The following is an 18,265-nucleotide window of genomic DNA, read 5'->3' as shown; positions in this document are numbered from 1 at the left end:
GCCGGGAGCGGCGAGGTGATCAAGGCCGAGAGCGCCTACAAGGAGAACACCCCCGCCGAGTTCGCCGAGTTGATCAAGGCGGTCGCGGGCGGAGCCAGCCCCGCTCAAATGGACCGGCTGCGGGGACTGAACCCCGGCTGGGGTAGCGGCAACGGCGTGCAGGGCCTGGTAGGCTGCCAGCAGGGCCAGCTCGAGGGCCAGGGCGTCCGAGCGCTTGGCCAGGCGTTCGTGGGCCTCGTCGAGTGCGGTCATGGCCGCGACCAGGCGCTCCTCGGAGGCGCTGAGCTGCGGCCCCGTGCCCAGCCCCAGCCGGGCATAGAGCCCCGCCCGCAGGGCCTCCATCAGGCCCTGGGCCAGGGTGCGGGCGGCGAAGCCCTGGGTGTAGAGGCCCTGGGTGCGCTCGAGGGCCTCCCGAATGCGCCCGGCGTCCAGCGCCTCGGCCACGGCGAATAGGGCCTCCTGCGGGGGCAGGCCCAGGGCGGCCTCGGTCTGGGGCAGGGTGAGGGTGCCCTCCAGCGTCAGCAGCCGGTCGAGCAGGCTCTCCCCGTCGCGCATGGCCCCGTCGGCCATACGGGCCACCAGCCGCAGGGCGGCGGGCTCGGCCTCGCGGCCCAGGCTGTGCACGATGCGAGCGAGCTTCTCGGCGATTTCCCCTTCGGAGAGCCGCCGGAAGCGGAAGTGCTGCGTGCGCGAGAGGATGGTGGGGGGCATGCGCTCGGGCTCGGTGGTGGCGAAGATGAAGATCACGTGCTCGGGAGGCTCCTCCAGCGTCTTCAGCAGGGCGTTGAAGGCACTCTTGGACATCATGTGGGCCTCGTCGAGGATCACCACCTTGCGGCTGCCCAAAAGCGGGGCCAGCAGGATTTTCTCGCGCAGCTCGCGCACGTCCTCGACCGAGTTGTTGCTGGCGGCGTCGATCTCGAGCACGTCCGGGTGCCGCCCCTCGCGCACCAGGCGGCAGCCCTCACACACTCCGCAGGGCTTGAGATCAGGGCCGGTGCAGTTGACGGCCTGGGCGATGAGGCGGGCGCTGGTGGTCTTGCCCACCCCACGGGGGCCGGAAAACAGGTAAGCCTGGGCCAGCCGTCCCGAACGCAGCGCGTTGAGGAGCACTTCCTTGACGTGCTCCTGCCCCACCATCTCGTCGAAGGTGGAGGGTCGGGCCTGGCGGTAAAGCGCGCTCACGGGGAATAGCTTACCGCCAATCTCGGGGGGCGAAGCCAAGGCGCCTCACCCTCGAAGCTCCCTGGAACCGTGCCCGAATGGCTCGAGTGGTTAGGGCTAGAGTAAGGCAACGCCGAACAACTCCGGGGGAAGCCTATGGCACGGGTTATGACAGCGTTTTTCCTTGGCATCCTGGCACTGGGCCTGGCCCAGAACAACGCCTTCGTAGGGGTGTGGGAAGCCCGCTATAACGACCCCAACTTCGGGCCGACCTACGTACAGATGGTCTTCCAACCCAACGGCAACTACTCCCAGGAGACGCGCACCCAGGCGGGGGGCTACGTGTACATCCCCGGCCGCTACCGCGTGGTGCAACAGGGCGTCTTGCGCCTCGACATTGACCAGCGCAACGTCTACCCCAAGGAGTTCTGCGGACCACTGGGCTGCAACCCCATCCGCTACCCCGACGGCGAGACCTACTACTACCGCTTCCCCGACCGCAACACCCTGGTGCTGCAACTCGCCAGTTGCCCGCCTGGACAGTGCGTGATCACCTACCGCCGCACGCGCTGAGCTTCAGGCCGGATAGGCGGTGGCCCAGGCTACCCGGAAGGGCACGGCCTCGCCGGCCCGCGGGCGCACCTCGGAGGGCACGTAGGCCAGGACCTCGCCCCAGGGGCTCTCCAGGTAGACCTCGAAGCGCTCGCCCAGGTAGGCTACCCGGCGGACGACGGCGGAGAGCTCGCCCTCACCCACGCGCACGTCCTCCGGGCGCAGGGCCAGCACGGCTGGCCCGGTGAAGGGCTCAGGGGTGTAGGCCTCGAGCACGACCGAGCCCAAGCGCACCCGCACACCCTGGCCGTTGGGCTGGGCCTCGCCCTGCAGCAGCGTGGTCATGCCGATGAAACCGGCCACGAAGGGGTTGGCCGGGTAGCGGTAGATGGCCTCGGGGGTGCCCACCTGCTGCAAGCGCCCGGCGTTCATCACCGCGATGCGGTCGGAGAGGGCCAACGCCTCCTCTTGGTCGTGGGTGACGTAGAGCGCGGTGATGCCCAGCTCCTGTTGCAGGGCGCGCAACTCGGCGCGCACCGAGCGGCGCAGCTTGGCGTCGAGGTTGGACAGCGGCTCGTCGAAGAGCAGCAGGGGGGGCTCGAGGACCAGGGCGCGGGCCACGGCCACCCGCTGCTGCTGGCCCCCGGAGAGGGTGTGCGGGGCTCGGTCGCCCAGGCCCCCCAGGCCCACTCGCTCCAGGGCCGCTTCGACCCGGCGGCGGATCTCGGCTGCCAGCAGGCGCTGGTTGCGCAGCCCATAGGCCACGTTCTCGAAGACCGACATGTGCGGGAAGAGGGCGTAGCTCTGGAAGACCATGCCCAGGCCGCGCTGGTGAGCGGGCAACTCGGTGATGTCGCGCCCGCCCAGCAGGATGCGGCCACTGCTGGGCTGCTCGAGGCCCGCCACCATGCGCAGCGTGGTGGTCTTGCCGCAACCCGAGGGGCCCAGCAAAGTGAGGAAGGTGCCTGGGGGCACCTCGAGCTCGAGTCGGTCGACGGCCAAGGTCTGGCCGAAGCGCTTGCTCAGTCCTTCCAGCCGCAAGGCGACGCTCATCACACCCCTCCCCCAAGGCGCACGTCAAAGCGGCGGGTGAGGGGGAACAGCAGCAGCACCACCGCCAGCAGGCTCAGGATCATCACCGTGCTCATGGCCGCGGCGCGACCCATCTGCCCCTGCTCCACCCAGCCCAGCAGCAGCACCGTGGCCAGCAGGTTCCCCGGACCCACCAGGAAGATGATCTGGCTCACCGCGGTCATCCCCCGTACGAAGGCGAAGGCCAGGCCGCCGATGAAGGCCGGCAGCAGCAGGGGCAGCACCACGCGGCTCAAGGTGCGGCCCGTGGAGCTGCCCAAGGTGGCCGAGGCTTCCTCGAGGGCCGGCTCGATCTGGGCGAGGCCGGCCACCCCGGCGCGGATGCCCACCGGCACCTCGCGGAAGATCAGCGCCAGGATGATGATCACCGTGGTACCGGTGAGCACCCAGGGCTCAGCGTTGAAGGCCAGCACGTACCCCACGCCCATGACCGTACCCGGCATGGCGAAGGAGAGCAACGCCGAGAACTCCAGCAGCCGCTTGCCCGCGAACTCCTGCCGGAAGACCAGATAGGCCAGCACGAAGCCAAGGATGGCGGTGGGGATGGCCGCGATCAGCGCGATCTTGAAGGTGTTGGCGAAAACGGGCAGGCCCAGGACGAGGAAGTCCTGGTAGTGCTTGAGGGTAGGGGTGTAGTTGAAGCCCCATAGCTGCACGAAGGAACCCACGATCACCGAGCCATAGAGGCTCACCACCAGCAGCCCCCACACAGCCAGCAACGCGGTGAGGGCGACCTCGAGGGCCCCCGGCAGCGACAGTGGCCGGCCCCCGCTGGGCTTGCCGGTGGTGGTCACGAAGGAGGTCTGGCCCAGCCAGCGGTACTGCAACCAGAAGACCAGCAGCACCAGCCCCAGCAACACCAGCCCGTACACCGCCGCCTCGACCGGGTCGTAGCGTCCGGTGAAGGCGATGAAGACCTCGGTGGCCAGGTAGTTGCGGTCCCCGCCCAGGATCAGCGGGTTGCCAAAGTCAGAGAGCGACTCGATCACCGCCAGCAGCAGGGCGTTGGCCAGCCCTGGGCGCAGAAGCGGCCAGGTCACGGTGCGGAAGACCCGCCAACGGCTCGATCCCAGGCTCCAGGCAGCTTCCTCGAGCGAGGCGTTGAGCCCCTGCACGCTGCCGCGCAGCACCAGAAAGGCCACAGGGGCGAAGGCCAGCACCTGCGCGGTGATCAGGCCCACCGGCCCGAAGAGGAAGTTGCTGTCGAGGCCCAGCAGGTTAGCCGAGACGAAGCCGTTGCGCCCGAACATCAGGATCAGTGCAAAGGCCAGCACGAAGGGGGGGGTGATGAGGGGCAGCAGCGCCAGCCCGCCCAGCAGCGGCTGCAGCCAGCGCAGGCGGGTGCGCTGCTGCAGGATGGCGAAGGCTAGGCCCAGCAGGGTCGAGAGCGGGGCCACCACGCCGGCCACCAGCAGGCTCGAGGCCAGCGCCCCCCGCCCGAAGAGGGCCACCCCCAGGGCCACTCCCACCGCGAGGCCGACCAGAAGGCCGCGCAGGCGGCGGGCCCGGTCCAGCCTGGCCCCCACCAGCGCGACCACCACGGCCACCAGCAGCGCGCGCAGGGTCTCAGGCTGCGGGGTGAAGGGGTTTTCCAGCATCAGGAAGCGCGAATCGCGCAGCACGCCCAGCAGGCGCTCGAGCGTCACCGCGCGCGCCATCCCCAGCAATGGGTAGATGATGAAGAGGAAGATCAGGAGGGCCGAACTCAGGATCAGCGCCCCCAGCAGCGGGTCGCGGAAGCGCCCGGCCTCGGCCAGAGCGTAACCCAAGGCGAAGACCAGGGCGAAGCCCACCACCACCATGCCAGGGCCCAACGTCCAGCCGGCCAGCGCCAGTCCGCCCGCCAACAGAATGAAGGCCGTGGCCGTCACCGCCGCCACCCGCACCGCCCGCGCCCTCCGGGCTCCCGGAGCGATGGCCAGGGCCAGGGCCAGGACTTGCGTCAGCCCCACAGCCCAGGCCCAGGGCCCAGCCTGCAGGGCCAGCGGCCAGCCAGAACCAGCCTGCCAGGGGAGCACCCCCCAGGCCAGCAAGGCCAGGAGCAGGGGTCCGCGGGTCGTGGATGGCGGAGCGTGGGGGCGGCGCAGGGTGGCCATGAGCTCTTCTTCAGCTTTTGGGGCTACCTGGGCTGTGGGAAGACCTCCTTGGTCCAGCGGCCCACGATGCGGTCACGCACTTCGGTGGAGCCGTACCTGGCGAAGTCGTACTTGATCAGGGTGATCGAGGCCAGCTTGGGCGAGTTCGGCGGCACCGGGGTCTTCTTGTTGGACTGGATCTGCAACGAGCCAACTTTGGCAGCGATGGCCTGCGCCTGAGGGGTCAGCGCCCACTCGATGAAGCGGATGGCCGCCTCGCGGTTGGGGGCGCCCTTGATCAGGCTCAGGCCGCCGATCTCGTAGCCGGTGCCCTCGAGCGGGAAGTAAATCTTGAGGGGAAAGCCTTCCAGCGCGAATTTCACGCCGTCGTGGGCGAACTGCACGGCAATGGCCACGTCGCCGCGCCCGGCCAGCTGGCCCGGAGCCGAGCCCGAGCGGGTGTACTGGGCGATGTTGCGGTGGATCTTGGCCAGCAGCTTGAAGGCCTCCTCCTCGCCGTAGATCTGGACCAGGGTGGCCAGGATGGTGTAGCCGGTACCCGAGGTGTTGGGGTCGGGCATGGCGATGAGGCCCTTGTAACGCGGGTCGGCCAGGTCGGTCCAGCGCCTGGGCTCGGGCAGGTTGCGCCGCTGCAGAACCTGGGAGTTGACCACGAAGCCAATAGCCCCGGTGTAGAGGGGGATGTAGGTCTCGCCCACCGCCCGGCGCAGGTCGTCGCGGATGTCGTTCCAGGAGGAGGGCTTGTAGAACTCGGTGAGCCCTTCCTTGAAGGCGATGAGGTGGGGGTCGCCGGTACCGCCAAACCAGACGTCGAACTGCGGCCTCGAGGCCTCCGCGCGCAGCCGGGCCAGGCCCTCCCCCGAACTCAGGCGCACGAAGCGCAGGTCGATGCCGGTGGCCTGCTTGAAGGCGGGGCCCAGGGCCTCGCACCAGGCCAGGTCGGGGCTGCACAAAACGTTGACCACCCTCGGTTGGGCGAAGGCAAAGCCGAACAGACAGAGGACCGCAACAAGAATCATGCGGAAGACCCGCGCCACACCAGCCATATTTTCCTCCTTGGCCGAATCATTAAGCCTGGCCAGGGAATTGTCAAGGGGCGCTCAGGCTGCGTTCTCGACGGGGAATCCCGCGGAGATCGTGTAATATGTTTATGTTTACCACCATGCTCCAGCTTTTCCTGCATCCAATCCAGGAAGCTGCCGGGAGAGTGGGCTGATGCTCGAGGCCCTGGGCGGTCTGGCTCTGCTGGTGCGGGGTCTGGTTATCTTTTCCCAGGCCCTGGCCGTCGTGGTGGGCAGCCCAGCCCGCAAGGTTCTGACCTGGGCCACTGCGGGTCCGCTGCGGGCCTGGCTGGCTGGGGTCCTGGTGGGGGCCATCTCCCTCAACAGCTCGGCCCTGGGGCTTTCCGCGATCGGTCTGGCCGTAGTGGGAATCGCCGGCTTCGCCCCAGCGCTGGTGCTGGGCCTGGCCGCCAAGGCCGGGGCCACGGTGGCCCTGATCCTCGCCACCACCCCCCTCGGTGCCCTAGCCCTGCCGGCGATCGGGCTGGGCTTCGTGATCACGCTGCACCGGCGAAGCAAGGCCTTGGGCGAGGCCCTCCTGGGGCTGGGGATGCTGCTCTTGGGGATCAGCCTGATGGTCCAGGGCCTGCTCCCCCTGACCCGAAGCGAGTTCTTCAGCCTGGTGAGCCGCAGCCTGGAGGCTTCCCCGGCGGGCTTATGGCTGCTGGGTTTCGCCCTGGCCGCCGGTCTGGGCTCGGCCAACGCTGCCGCGGCCTTGGCCCTGGCCCTGGCGGGGTCGGGAGTGTTCAGCCTCGAGGCCGCCTTAGCCCTGGCTCTGGGTGGGGGAGCCGGTTCGGGGATGATCCTGGTCCTCACCAATTGGAAAAACACCCCCCTGGCCCGGCGGATCGCCCTGGCGCACCTGGGCTGGAAGGTGCTGGTCTCGCTGCCCTTCTTGGTCTGGGTACGGGCTTATGCGGCTTCGAGCACGCAAATCGCCGACGTGCTGGGCCTGAGCCTGCCCTCTGGGCCATCGGGGGCGCTGGCCGTGGGACATCTCCTCTATCACCTCCTGGCTTCGGCCCTGGTGCTGCCTTTTCTGGCTCCCCTCGAGCGCCTCATGCGGCAGGCAGTCCCCGACGCGGGGCAGGAGATCAGCCCCAAGTACCTCTCGCCGGAAGCCCTCGACTCGCGCGAGTTGGCCTCGAGCCTGGCCCTGCGCGAAGTCGGGCGCATCGGAGACCAGCTCACGCAGATGCTCTCCGAGACGGTCAGAATCCTGGCCCAGGGAAGCGGGGACGCTGCCGACGTGGCTCGGCGCGAGGAAAAGGTGGACCAGCTGGCCAGGGCCATCGTGCTCTACCTCAGCGACCTCTCGGCCCGCCACCCTGGCTACTCCCCGCTGGTGCTGATCATGGCCGCCAGCGAGATCGAGCACATGGGCGACCAGGTGCGCCGGATGCTGCGCAAGCAGGACAAGCTGTACGCGCAGAACCTGGAGTTCTCCGAGGAGGGGCGCACCGAGCTGGCCGAGGCCGCCGAGCGGGTGCTGGGGCGGCTGCGTCTCTCGCTGGCCGCCTTGGCGACCCGCAGCGAGCACCTCGCCGAGCAGGTCATCTCCGAGCGCGAGCACATGGAGCGCTACTTGCTCGAGCTGCGCCGCTCCCACCTCAGCCGCCTCGAGCGGGGCCGGGTGGAGTCCAGGGCCACTACCCTGGCCCACCTCGATCTGCTCATCGTGCTCGACGAGCTCGACCAGAGCATCACCCGCCTCGCCGCTCTTTCTCAAGACCTCCGCCGACCCGCCGCGGAGGGCTGGCTTTCCCCACAATCACCTAGCTGAGCAGCTTGAGACGAAAGGCCAAACGCCTTTTCTACCCCACCCGCACCCTGAGGGTGTGGTACCCCGTGGCCCCATCGGGCAATGGCTCGCGCACCGTGGCGTCCTGGAGGCGCTCACCTGCCTCCACCGCCCGCACCTGAAGGGTGTAGTCGCCCTTCTGGGGCCTCCAGGGCAGGGCCCACTGCTGCCAGGCGTACCTGGCGCGGGGGGGCCTGAGCTGGGCCTTCTGCCAGGTCTTGCCCCCGTCGAGCGAGACCTCGACGCGCTCGAGGGGCCGTCCGCCCGTGTAGGCGATGCCCGCGACGATGAGCTCTTCGCCCGCTTTGAGCCGGGCGTTTTGCCGGGGCGTGTCGATGCGGCTCATGGTGCGGATCACCGCGCTCTTGCTCCAGCCGCGCTGGGCCCAGTAGCCAGTGACTTCCCTGTCGGAGAGGGTGATTTTGCTGAGCCACTTGGGCTGCTTCATACCGTAGCGCCCTGGCAGCAGGATGCGGGTGGGGTAGCCGTGCCTGGGCTCGAGGTCCTCGAACTCACCACTCTCAGGGTTCTCGGCGGCGTAGGCCAGCATGGCCTCGGGGGGCACCTCGGCCAGCGCAATGGATTCGGTATAGCGATCCGCCGCTTCCCAGACGATGAATTTGGCCTCCGCCTTCACATCAGCCCTCTCCAGTAGGGTCTTGAGGGGAACCCCACGCCACTTGACACAGCCGATCAGGTCGCCGCCGATGGGGTTGGAGATGCAGGTCATGGTGTGGATGAGGTCCACGCTGGGCAGGGCCTTGATCTCCTCGAGCCCCAGGCTGAAGGGCCTGTTCACCAGCCCACTGACCTCGAGCCGGTAGGGCCTGCCCAGGAGGTTGGGGTCGAGGAAGGCGGGGTTCTTGGAGACCTGGTAGAGCCGGGACTGGCCGATCAGCTCGGGCCACAGCCCCGCGATCTTCTCCCACACGATCCTTGCCTGGGCCCTGACCTCTCCCCACAGCGCCAGACCCACTGCCAGCACCCCCAGCGTCTTGAGGCTCTCGCGACGGGCTGGGTCAGCGCTGGAGGCCACAACGGGGTTGGAGCCGCGTCGAACGGCCAGGATCACCCCGGCGAAAACCGCCGCGTAGAGCCCGGCAGCGACCCACCCACCGGGCAGGACAAAGGCGCTGGCCGCGTAGACCCCCAAGGTCAGCAGCAGGCCCAGCGGAAGCCGGCGCCGCGCCGCCCACCACAAGAAGGGATGGACCAGCAGCCAGGCCAGGGCCGCTCCCGCGAAGGCCAGGTTCTTGGCCAGTTCGCCGTAGCCAAAGAGGCTGTGCACCAGGTTGAACATGGCCGGGGTGCCCAGCCAGTGGGTGATCTGGGCGAAGAGGCCCTCCAGGGGGTACGCCACTCCCAGGCCCCGTAGACCAAACCCCACCAGGCCAAGCCCCAGCCCCACCCCTATTCCCCACATCCAATCCGTGCGTCTCATGAGCACCTCTGACTTCCCGTACGCAGCGTTCAACCCAGACGGATACCCTATGATCGGCCAAAGCTCGAGGTCTGTAGGTAAGCCCTCCAACCAAAGCCTTTAGACTGAATTCGTGCGCCTTTACTGGGAACACCCCTACGAGAGTGAGTTCAGCGCCCGCGTGCTGCGGGCCTGGAGCGAGGGCAAGAAGCATTTCGCCGTGCTGGAGCGCACCCTCTTCTACCCCAACGCCGGGGGCCAGCCCTGCGACACCGGGACGCTGGGCGGGGTGCGGGTGCTGGAGGTGCTCGAGGAGGGCAAGGCCAAGGGCGACATCGTCCACGTGCTCGAGGCTCCCCTGCTCGAGGGCAGCGAGGTGAGGGGCCAGATCGACTGGTCGCGCCGCTACCGCCACATGCAGCGCCACACCGCCGAGCACGTCCTCTGCCAGGCCTTCCTGCGGGCGGGGGGCTGGGAGGTCCAGGCCGTCAACATGAACAGCCCCGTCTGCACCCTGGACTTCGCCGCCGAGCCCGAGGCGAAGGTGGTGCAGCAGGCCGAAGCCCTGGCCAACTGGGCGGTCTACGCCAACACCCCCACCCGCAGCTTCTTCATCGAGGAGGACGAGCTCGAGCAGTACCCCCTGCGCCGCGCCCCCAAGGTCTCAGGCCAAATCCGCATCGTCGAGATCGAGGGCTGGGACATGGTGGCCTGCGGCGGAACCCACCTCTGGCGCACGGGCGAGGCCGGACCCATCAAGGTGCTCAAGTTTGAGCGCTACAAGGGCGGCACGCGGGTCTACTTCAGCGCGGGGTGGGAGGCGCTGGAGCTGTTCTCTCAGGAGCACGCCGTGCTCTCCCGGCTGGGGGAGCGCTTCAGCACCCAGGGCCTCGAGGTTGAAAAGCCCATCGCCAACCTGCGCGAGGAGTTTTACAAGCTCAAGGGTGAGAACGCCGCCCTGCGCGACGAGCTGGCCGAGCGCTACATGCGCGACCTGCTGGCCGAGCACCCAGGCCACAAGATCGCCACGCTGGTCCCCGCGGTGATCCTCGAGGCCGTGGGCAAGCGCCTGGCCGAGTGGCCCGGCACCCTGGCCCTGCTGGTGGCCCCCGGCGAGGTCAAGGCCCGCTTCGTGCTGGTCAAGCACCTCGAGCACCCCACCCCCCTGCCTGCCTTCTTCAAAGAGGTGCTGCAACCCCTGGGCGCGCGGGGCGGCGGCACCGACGTCGTGATGGGAGTCCTGCCCCCTACAGCCGTGCACGACGCGCTGGACGCCTTCCGCCGGGCGGTGGCGGAGGGGAAGGCTTAGCGGTGTACAACCACGAACCCCCCGGCTACTTCTGCCCCTTCTGCGAGCTGGTGCGCGGCGGGCGCCGCGCCCGCAGCCAGCCTGAGGACGTCGTGCTCCACAACGACAAGGTCACGGCCTTCATCGCGCTGAGCTGGTGGCCCAACAACCCTGGCCACGTGCTCATCGTGCCCAACCCCCACTACGAAAACCTCTACGACCTGCCCCTCGAGTACGGCTTCGCCGTCCACGCCGCCTCGAGGGAAATCGCCCTAGCCATGAAAGCCACCTACGGCTGCGACGGCATCTCCACCCGCCAGCACAACGAGCCCGCCGGCTTCCAGGAGGTCTGGCACTACCACCTGCACGTCTTCCCCCGCTGGGAAAACGACGAGCTGTACATGCTCTCCCCCTACCGCCGGGACACCGCGCCCGAAGAGCGCCTGCCCTATGCCCGTAAGCTACGCGAATACCTGAATGCTAGTCGGTGAGTTCCCCGTTCCAGGGCCCATTTTGTGCATATCACTTTACATATTCGCATGAGGTGTTATGATTGTTTTTGTCAGCGGGCGAGAAGCCCGTTGTGTTTTTTTAACCCCGGGCCACAGCATGGCTGTACGCAAACGTCCACCGGAATACGGGGCTGCAATGAGCCTGATGGCCGGGCGCAGGACCCCGCCCTCAACGCGTGCGCGTCACCTTGGAGAGGTTGCGCGGGGCGTCGGGGTTGAAGCCGCGGGCGAAGGAAAGGTGGGCGGCGAAGGGGTAGAAGGCCTGGGCTATCAGGATGCTGTCCAGCACGGGATGCAGACGGGTGGGCAGCGGGAGGGGGGTGTGGGCGAGCTCGAGGGCTTCGCTCTCGGAGGAGGCTACCAGCAGGTGGCCGCCCTTGGGGCGTAGGTTTTCCAGCAAGGCAACCATACTGGGCATGGGCCTGTCGCGGGGAACCAGCACCAGCAAGGGAAAGCCCGGCTCCACCAGGGCCACCGGGCCGTGCAGCAGTTCCGCGCCGGACATGGCCTCGGCGTGCAGGGCGCCGGTCTCCTTGAGCTTGAGCGCGAGTTCGTTGGCGACGGCGAAGGCGTAGCCCCGCCCCACCACCAGGGCGTTGTCGCACTCAGCCAAGGGCTCGAGCCCCGCGCTCCAGTCGGCCTCGGCGGCTTTGTACATCGCCTCGGGGAGCATGGCCAGGGCGTCCTTGAGGCCCCTGTCATCGGCCCAGTAGGCCACGAGCTGGGTCAGGGCGGCCAGGGTCGCCAGGTAGCTCTTGGTCGCGGCCACCGCCTCTTCCTCTGCGGCCCACAGCGGGAACACCACCTCCGCCATCTGGGCCAGCGGGGAGGCCTCCTTGTTGACGAAGGCCACGGTGAGGGCCCCGGCGCGGCGAGCCTGGCGGGTGACCTCGAGCAAATCCGGGCTCTCGCCCGACTGCGACACCGCGATCAGCAGGGCTTTGTTGAGGGAGAGGCTGGCCCCGTAGACCGTGGTCACCGAGGGGATGGCGCTCGAGACCACCACGCCCAACAGGCTCTCGACGAGGTACTTGCCGTAGAGCGCGGCGTGGTCGGAGCTGCCCCGGGCGACGGTGAGGGCAAAGGGGGGTGGGTTGCGCCGCAGGTAGCCCGCCAGCGACTCGGCCTCGCCCCGGTTCTCGCGCAGCAGGCGTTCAACTGCGGTGGGCGCCTGGAGCGCCTCGCGGTACATCTTGGATTCGTTGGCCTTGGACATAGACTTCTTCGACCTCCAGATTAGCGTTGAGTACGAGGATATCGGCATAGGCCCCCACCCGCAGGTGACCCCGCTCGGCGAGGTCCAGGTAGGCGGCGGGGATGGCGGAGGTAGCCCGCACTGCCTCGCAGAGGCTATAGCCCCAATCCACCAGATTGCGAATGGCCCGCTGGGTGGTAAGCACGCTCCCAGCCAGGGTTTTGCCGTCCTCGAGGTAGACCCCGTTGCCGCGCTTGATCACCCGGTGCCGCCCCATGTGGTAAGGCCCCTCGGGCATCCCGGCGGCGGCCACCGCATCGGTGACCACATAAGGCTCGGGGATGGCCTTCCAGGCCGCCCGCACCGTGGCAGGATGGACGTGCAGCCCATCGGTGATGAACTCGGCCCAGCGGGCCCGCTCCAGCGCCAGCCCCGCCACGCCGGGCTCGCGGTGGTGCAGGGGGGTCATGGCGTTGAAGCAGTGGGTGAAGGAGGCCACCCCCACCTCCAGCGCCTGGAGGGCCTGATCGTAGCGGGCCAGGGTGTGCCCGATCTGCACCCGTACTCCCTGTTCGCTCAGGAAGCGGATGAGCTCGAGCGCGCCCGGCAGTTCGGGGGCCAGCGTGACCACCTTGATGGGCGCCAGGCTCATCCAGTAGCGCATGAGCTTCAGGTCGGGGGGGATGGCGTAGGGCGGCTGGGCTCCGAGCTTATGGGGGTTGATGAAGGGGCCCTCGAGGTGCACCCCCAGCACCCGAGCCTCGCCCGGCTCGGGCCGCTCGACCACCGCCCTGATCCCCGCCAGCGCCGCCTCGAGGTCGGCGAGGGGGGCGGTCACGGTGGTGGCCAGCAGCGCGGTGGTGCCGTTTCGCGCGTGGAAGCGAGCCAGTTGCCGCACGGCGGCCTCGCCATCCATCGAGTCGGCTCCGCCCCCACCGTGCACGTGCAGGTCGATACAGCCGGGCAGCAGGTAGCGCTGGGGAGCCTCTGGGAGGGCCTGGAAGGCTTCGATGCGTTCCTCAAAACGCAGCAGGCCCGGCTGGGTGCCCTCGGGAGTGACTAAAATGCCTCTTAATTCGCTCATGATCGCAACCTCAGGCTATCAGGCTTCATGGCCCTCCTTCCCGGCAGTCCAGGCTCGCACCATGCCGGGCGTGGCGGGCTCCTCGAGCAGGCGGCGGAACCAGCCCTCAGCCTTGGCTCGCGTCCGAAACAGTTCGTCCAGCAGGTCGCCCCCGGCGGTGTAGGTGAAGACGTAGGAGCGCCAGGTGGGGTTGGCGATGAACTCGAGGCTCTTGCGGGCGCGCTCGGGGGTGGCGAGGGCGTAGTGTTCGATGTAGCCCAGCACCTCGGCCTCGGGCCGCTTCTCCTCGTGGAAGAGCAGCGCCGCGTTGCCCGAGACGTACTTGAGCACCCGCTGCTGGCGCATCACGGCCTGCATGGCCTCGACCTCGGGCCGGCCCACCCCCAGGCCCAGGTGCTGGGCCAGCTCGAGCAGCCACTCCCCCTGCTCCTCCTCGCCAAGCACCATCTCGCAAGCCCTGACCGCGATGCCCTCGGCGATGACGCACTCCGGGGAGTTGATGAGGAAGATCGAGGCTTCGGCGTGACCCTTTTCGCCGTAGAGGCGCTGTTCCTTGAGCACGTGCTCGGTGTGGTGGCCGGGGTAGCCCTCGTGGGCCATGGTGTCGGGCAGGGCGTGGAGGTAGGTGGGTAGGTCGGTGTTGAGCTCGATGCGCGAGCGGTAAGCCCCCAGGTACCAGTTGTAGGCCCCCCAGGGCTGGTTCTTGACCAGCTCCACCGTGAAGGACTCGCCCTCCGGCAGCCCGTAGCGCCCGCGCACCTGCTCGCCCAGGCGCTCGAGCACCATCTCCAGTACCTCTCCCACCCGCTCCGGCGGCACCACGAAGCGCCGACGAAAGGCCTCGAGGCGCCCGTTGAGATCTCCCTGACCCGGCAGCAGGGCCTCGAGGTTGGTCATAGCTTCCTCGAAGCGGACCTCGGGCACGGCCAGGGCTTCGACGTCGTAGAGCCGCCGCACCTCCTCGCGGTAGGGCAGGCGCTCGCCCTGCAACAGCACCAGCGTGGTCTGCATGGCCGCGACCTGTGCCTTTAGCCAGGTGCGGCGCTGGGAGGGCTCGAGGCACTCCACCGCTCGGAAGAGCTCCTCGGCCTGCCGTGAGAGTTCCGCCAGTGGCAGCTTCGCCCTGGGCTTCCAGTCCTCAGGCCCGAAATAGGCGTCGATGTAGCCGGGAAAATGCTGCTCGATGCCGTGCGCCAGTTCGATGTAGGACCGTGCCACCTCAGTCATTGAGACTCCTCTCGGCCCAGCCAGCCGCCCCGATCAACCCCGCGTCCGCGCCCAGGGCGGCAGGGACGACCTCGAGCCCGTACAGCGGGTCCAGGCGGCCCAGCGCGGCCCGCACCCGCTCGATGTAGCCCGCCGACAACCCCAGTCCCCCGCCGATCACGGCGCGCTCGAGGCCCAGCATCACCTTGAGGTCGGCCAGCTTGTCGGCGATCAGGGCAGCACTCTCGGCCAGCTTGGCCTCGGCGGCGGGGTCGGCGGCGGCCCGCCGGACCACCTCCCGCGCCCCCTCCCAGCCGCGCTCTCTGGCCCAGCGGTCCAGGGCGCCGCCGGAGGCAACGAGCTCGAGCGGCGTGCCGTTCGGCGCGCGCATGTAGCCCATCTCGGCGTGCAGACCGTGGCGGCTGAGGTAGAGATGGCCGCCCAGCACCAGCCCGCTGCCCACCCCCGTGGAGATGGTCACGAAGATGAAGTTCTCCACGCCCCGCCCGGCTCCATGGGTGGCCTCGCCCCAGGCCGCCGCGTCGGCGTCGTTGATCACTGCCGTGGGCAGCCCGGTGGCCGCCCGCAGCGCCCCTCGCAGGTCGTAGCCGTGCCAGCCTCGCAGGGTGTCGGCGTTGAGCGCGGTGACCTTGCCCTCGGCCACGCCTCCGGTGGCGGCCACGCCCAGGGCCTTTGCCCCCGGCAAAAGCGGGCGCAGCAGGTCCAGCACGGCCCGCGTCACCGCCTCGGGGCCGCGGTCGTGGGTGGGGGTGGGGGCCTCGAGCCGCTCCAGCACCCGGCCCCCCTCCACCCGCGCCGCCGCCAGCTTGGTTCCCCCGATGTCGAGTGCCAGGGTCATGCTCCGTCCTCCCGAATGAGTCTAAGGGGAAAAACCCCCGTGAACAGGCGGGGCCAGGCCAGCGAGGCCGGTTTGCGCTCGAGGCGCACCCCCGGCAGCCGGGGGGCGAAATGCCGCGCCCACAACTCCTGGATCAGCGGGGCCATGCGGGCTTCAATCTCGGCCTCGGCGCGGGGCTCGAGCTCGCCCAGGTCGAAGGGGCTGGGGTTGGAGAGCGCCTCACGCACCTCGCCGCGCACGCGGCCCTGGTAGAGCCAGTCGTCGGCGAGCCTCGAGAGGTTGGCTTCGGCCAGGGCCACGGGGTCACTCCCGTGCAGGGCACAGACCCCCGAGGCGATGGCGCTGCCCAGCGTGTTCCCCGCCGTGTTCCAGGCGGCGTACCCGGCGAGACGGGTCACGTCCACGGCGCCGAGCAGCAGCCGGGTGAAGCGCTCCTCGGCTCCGTTGGCGTAGGCCACGTCGGCCACGGCGACCCGGCGGCCTGCGGCCAGGTCCTCGGCGATGCGCTCGACGAACTCGGGCAGGTGGCGGTTGGCGGTGTCCACTACCTCGAGGTCGGGCTGGCGGTGGGCCTGGCGGTGGGAGGGAGCGTTGACGGCCAGGATCAGGTCGGCATCCTCGGGCACAGAGGCCGCCACACAGCCCGCCGCCCGCAGGTGCGCCTTGACCAGCTCGCCCAGCACGCGGTCCTCGTAGAGCATCACGCTGTGGGGGGCCAGGACCGAGGGGTAGCGCACCCAGACCCGGGGCCTGCGGCCCGAGTCGTTGACCAAGGCCCGCGCCAGCAGCACCGCCGCCACCTCGTCGGCGCCGGGGTACACGTCGGCGCGGTCCCACAGGGAGAGCGCGTCCAGACGGGCCTCGAGCCGCCGCCGGTCGCGCGCGGCCAACCCGTAGGGGGTGGTATCGTCGAGGGTGAGGCACAGGTGCTCGAGCACCCCCTCCTGCAGCAGGTCGATGGCCGCCTGGTGCAGGGCGTGGTTGCGCTCGCGGGTGGAAAGCCAGTCCTCCAGCACCTCGGCGGGCACCGCCTGGTGGGCCTCCTCGAGTTCGCCGGGGTCGGCCCCACGCTCCACCCGGTCCACCCACTCCGAAACCCGGCGCAGCGCGGCGCCCCACTCGCCGTAGTAGGGCTTCTCCTCCAGTGGGTCGTCGTCGTGGGCCACCCGCACGATCACGCCGTAGGCCAGCAGACGCAGCCGGGGGTTTTCCCGCTTGACCTCGCGCAGCACCTCGAGCCGCCCCAGCGCCGCCTCGAGCGAGTCCGAGACCCGGCGGGCCGGGATCATGCCGCCTAAGGTGAGGGTCTCGAGGGTGACGAGGGCCGCGTCGGCGGCGGGGGCGTGCTCGCGCAGCCACTCAGCGATCCTGGCGGTGTCGCCGGGCCGGTTGAGGTGGTTGAGCAGTTCCAGGGGGGGCGAGAGCATCTCCACCCCCGCCACCCGCGCGAGCTGGTGGGGCAGCTCGAGGGTGGGGGGGCGGGTGTCGCAGGGCAGCAGCAGCACGCGCTTCATCGGTAGGGGTTCTCCTCGTCGGCGTCCTGGCCCAAAGGGTTATGGACGATGTATTCGCGAATGGCTCGCAGTTCGTCTTCGTCGCGGATGACCCGTTCGTAATAGTTGCGCTGCCACAGACGTTTATCGAAGGGAGGCCATCCCAACTCCTTGACCCCGCGGACGTACCGGCTGGTGGTGAGGGTTTTGAACCGGTGTACCACATCCGGCAGCGTCAACCCTGTAGGGGCAGGCCCCTGTGCCTGCCCTCCCACCCCAGCGCGGCCACGGGGATCAGGGCGGCCACGGGGGGCTACGTTTTTCAAAACAATGATGCCGTGGATGTGGTTAGGCATCACTACGAAGGCGTCCGTCCCCACACCGGGGTAATGCTCGGGCATCTGATTCCACACCTCGAGCACCATCTCCCCCGCCGGGCTCAGATGCATCTCCCCGTCAACCAACTCGCCAAACAGACCCATTCGACCCTGGACGCAGACCGTCACAAAATAGGCTCCCACCGAGGAATAATCGAACCCCTTCAGCCGGATCGAGTGCCGGTGGCGCCGGTCGGGGTCGTACCTCACAGGTTGGCCCCCTGCCGCCGCAGGGCCTCGCGCAGCTCCACCCCGTCGATCTCGCGCACCCCCACGTCCCGCGCCGCGCACCACGCCGCCGCTACTCCCGCGGCCTCGCCCATCGAGTGGCAGTTCTGCTGCACCCGGATGGCGCTCTGGGCCTCGAAGGTGGCGCTGGCGCAGCGGCCCGGCACCAGCACGTTGGAAAGCCCCAGCGGGATCAGGCTGCGGTAGGGGATCTCGTGGAAGGCGTCGGGTTTGAAGTAGGGCAGGTCGCCCGAGCGCTCGTGGTAGAGCTTCTGGCCACGCGGGGTGTGGATGTCCACGGGGTAGTGGTTGCGGCAGATGGCGTCGGGGAAGGTCTTGCAGTAGAGGATGTCCTCCAGCGTCAGCACGTACTCCCCCACGATGCGCCGGGTCTCGCGCACCCCGACCATGGGCGCGTAAGAGCTAATGAAGGCGCGCTCGCAGCCCTCGAAATGACGCCGCAGGAAGCGCACCAGGCGCTCGATGGCCTCCTTGCCGTCGATCTGGGCCCGGCTCAGCGTCCAGGCGTCGGCCCCGTCGTTGAGTTCGGCAGCCAGGCGCGGGCAGTTGAAGGAGATCACGCCCGGCTGCCCCGGCACGCTGAAGCCCTGGAAGTAGTCGCCGTCGCGCTCGAGCAAGAGCCCCTCCTCGACCCCCTGTCGGAAGAGGGGCTCGAGGCCGCTCTTCCTGCCCCACACCATCCAGAAGTGCATGAAGCGCGGGCTCTCCTGCGGCTGGCCGTGGCGGGCCAGGAAAGCGCACAGCCGCTCGCTGTCCACCCCGCCCAGCATGAAGCGCAGGCTCATGGCCTGGTGCAGCCCCGTCTCGGCCTCCCCC

The 18,265-nt window shown here is 69.1% G+C and carries 16 protein-coding genes; 4 read left to right on the top strand and 12 right to left on the bottom strand.

Going from position 1 to position 18,265, the window contains the following annotated elements; all coding sequences use genetic code 11:
• A partial coding sequence (dnaX, locus tag Mrose_RS15015) for a DNA polymerase III subunit gamma/tau (RefSeq protein WP_245969969.1) occupies positions 1 to 1,185 on the bottom strand: 1,185 nt, incomplete at its 3' end.
• A gap of 147 nt (positions 1,186 to 1,332) precedes the next feature.
• Between dnaX and Mrose_RS15010 the strand changes: the two genes are divergently transcribed.
• Positions 1,333 to 1,737 (top strand): hypothetical protein, encoded by a 405-nt coding sequence (locus tag Mrose_RS15010; RefSeq protein WP_119279625.1) that lies wholly within the window; start codon positions 1,333 to 1,335, stop codon positions 1,735 to 1,737.
• A 3-nt stretch (positions 1,738 to 1,740) separates the two neighbouring features.
• Here Mrose_RS15010 and Mrose_RS15005 read toward each other — a convergent pair whose 3' ends face one another.
• Genes Mrose_RS15005 through Mrose_RS14995 form a run of 3 tightly spaced genes read right to left on the bottom strand, consistent with a single transcriptional unit; the run spans position 1,741 to position 5,950 of the window.
• Positions 1,741 to 2,769, bottom strand: coding sequence for an ABC transporter ATP-binding protein (locus tag Mrose_RS15005; protein WP_119279624.1), 1,029 nt, complete (start codon positions 2,767 to 2,769; stop codon positions 1,741 to 1,743).
• Positions 2,769 to 4,904: an ABC transporter permease gene (locus tag Mrose_RS15000; RefSeq protein ID WP_119279622.1), complete on the bottom strand. Its 2,136-nt coding sequence runs from the start codon at positions 4,902 to 4,904 to the stop codon at positions 2,769 to 2,771. The genes Mrose_RS15005 and Mrose_RS15000 overlap by 1 nt, the downstream gene beginning before the upstream one ends.
• 23 nt (positions 4,905 to 4,927) lie before the next feature.
• Complete coding sequence (locus Mrose_RS14995; RefSeq protein WP_119279620.1) at positions 4,928 to 5,950, bottom strand: ABC transporter substrate-binding protein; 1,023 nt, start codon at positions 5,948 to 5,950, stop codon at positions 4,928 to 4,930.
• 169 nt (positions 5,951 to 6,119) lie between these two features.
• Between Mrose_RS14995 and Mrose_RS14990 the strand changes: the two genes are divergently transcribed.
• Entirely contained in the window at positions 6,120 to 7,748 is a 1,629-nt protein-coding gene (locus tag Mrose_RS14990) for a Na/Pi cotransporter family protein (protein WP_119279618.1), read from the top strand.
• A 31-nt stretch (positions 7,749 to 7,779) separates the two neighbouring features.
• Here the strand turns inward: Mrose_RS14990 and Mrose_RS14985 are convergent, their stop codons facing one another.
• Positions 7,780 to 9,207: a molybdopterin-dependent oxidoreductase gene (locus tag Mrose_RS14985; protein ID WP_119279616.1), complete on the bottom strand. Its 1,428-nt coding sequence runs from the start codon at positions 9,205 to 9,207 to the stop codon at positions 7,780 to 7,782.
• 112 nt (positions 9,208 to 9,319) lie between these two features.
• On the opposite strand from Mrose_RS14985, the gene Mrose_RS14980 reads away from it, so the two are divergent.
• A complete protein-coding gene (locus tag Mrose_RS14980; RefSeq protein ID WP_119279614.1) occupies positions 9,320 to 10,495 on the top strand; it encodes an alanyl-tRNA editing protein in 1,176 nt (391 codons plus the stop codon).
• 2 nt (positions 10,496 to 10,497) lie between these two features.
• Entirely contained in the window at positions 10,498 to 10,965 is a 468-nt protein-coding gene (locus tag Mrose_RS14975) for an HIT family protein (RefSeq protein ID WP_119279612.1), read from the top strand.
• A gap of 190 nt (positions 10,966 to 11,155) precedes the next feature.
• Here Mrose_RS14975 and Mrose_RS14970 read toward each other — a convergent pair whose 3' ends face one another.
• The 7 genes from Mrose_RS14970 to Mrose_RS14940 all read right to left on the bottom strand — a co-directional run.
• Entirely contained in the window at positions 11,156 to 12,202 is a 1,047-nt protein-coding gene (locus tag Mrose_RS14970; RefSeq protein WP_119279610.1) for an SIS domain-containing protein, read from the bottom strand.
• A complete protein-coding gene (nagA, locus tag Mrose_RS14965) occupies positions 12,141 to 13,265 on the bottom strand; it encodes an N-acetylglucosamine-6-phosphate deacetylase (protein ID WP_119279609.1) in 1,125 nt (374 codons plus the stop codon). The genes Mrose_RS14970 and nagA overlap by 62 nt, the downstream gene beginning before the upstream one ends.
• Before the next feature lie 18 nt (positions 13,266 to 13,283).
• Entirely contained in the window at positions 13,284 to 14,492 is a 1,209-nt protein-coding gene (locus tag Mrose_RS14960) for a DUF885 domain-containing protein (protein WP_119279607.1), read from the bottom strand.
• Positions 14,485 to 15,330, bottom strand: a complete 846-nt coding sequence (locus Mrose_RS14955; RefSeq protein WP_119279605.1) for an ROK family protein — start codon at positions 15,328 to 15,330, stop codon at positions 14,485 to 14,487. The genes Mrose_RS14960 and Mrose_RS14955 overlap by 8 nt, the downstream gene beginning before the upstream one ends.
• On the bottom strand, positions 15,327 to 16,844 hold the full coding sequence (locus Mrose_RS14950; protein ID WP_119279603.1) for a DUF4127 family protein: 1,518 nt from the start codon (positions 16,842 to 16,844) through the stop codon (positions 15,327 to 15,329). Before Mrose_RS14950 ends, Mrose_RS14955 begins: the two co-directional genes overlap by 4 nt.
• On the bottom strand, positions 16,841 to 17,410 hold the full coding sequence (locus Mrose_RS14945; protein WP_119279601.1) for a transposase: 570 nt from the start codon (positions 17,408 to 17,410) through the stop codon (positions 16,841 to 16,843). The genes Mrose_RS14950 and Mrose_RS14945 overlap by 4 nt, the downstream gene beginning before the upstream one ends.
• Positions 17,407 to 18,265, bottom strand: an 859-nt coding sequence (locus tag Mrose_RS14940; protein ID WP_119279599.1) for an FAD-dependent oxidoreductase, incomplete at its 5' end; no start/stop codon positions are given. The genes Mrose_RS14940 and Mrose_RS14945, both read right to left, overlap by 4 nt.

The organism is Calidithermus roseus (assembly GCF_003574095.1).
Taxonomy (GTDB): domain Bacteria; phylum Deinococcota; class Deinococci; order Deinococcales; family Thermaceae; genus Calidithermus; species Calidithermus roseus.
This window is presented reverse-complemented; position numbering and strand designations above follow the sequence as displayed.

Coding starts and splice junctions, on each gene's coding strand:
- Mrose_RS15010 (WP_119279625.1), top strand. CDS start 1,333: ATGACAGCGTTTTTCCTTGGCATCCTGGCACTGGGCCTGGCCCAGAAC.
- Mrose_RS15005 (WP_119279624.1), bottom strand. CDS start 2,769: ATGAGCGTCGCCTTGCGGCTGGAAGGACTGAGCAAGCGCTTCGGCCAG.
- Mrose_RS15000 (WP_119279622.1), bottom strand. CDS start 4,904: ATGGCCACCCTGCGCCGCCCCCACGCTCCGCCATCCACGACCCGCGGA.
- Mrose_RS14995 (WP_119279620.1), bottom strand. CDS start 5,950: ATGGCTGGTGTGGCGCGGGTCTTCCGCATGATTCTTGTTGCGGTCCTC.
- Mrose_RS14990 (WP_119279618.1), top strand. CDS start 6,120: ATGCTCGAGGCCCTGGGCGGTCTGGCTCTGCTGGTGCGGGGTCTGGTT.
- Mrose_RS14985 (WP_119279616.1), bottom strand. CDS start 9,207: ATGAGACGCACGGATTGGATGTGGGGAATAGGGGTGGGGCTGGGGCTT.
- Mrose_RS14970 (WP_119279610.1), bottom strand. CDS start 12,202: ATGTCCAAGGCCAACGAATCCAAGATGTACCGCGAGGCGCTCCAGGCG.
- nagA (WP_119279609.1), bottom strand. CDS start 13,265: ATGAGCGAATTAAGAGGCATTTTAGTCACTCCCGAGGGCACCCAGCCG.
- Mrose_RS14960 (WP_119279607.1), bottom strand. CDS start 14,492: ATGACTGAGGTGGCACGGTCCTACATCGAACTGGCGCACGGCATCGAG.
- Mrose_RS14955 (WP_119279605.1), bottom strand. CDS start 15,330: ATGACCCTGGCACTCGACATCGGGGGAACCAAGCTGGCGGCGGCGCGG.
- Mrose_RS14950 (WP_119279603.1), bottom strand. CDS start 16,844: ATGAAGCGCGTGCTGCTGCTGCCCTGCGACACCCGCCCCCCCACCCTC.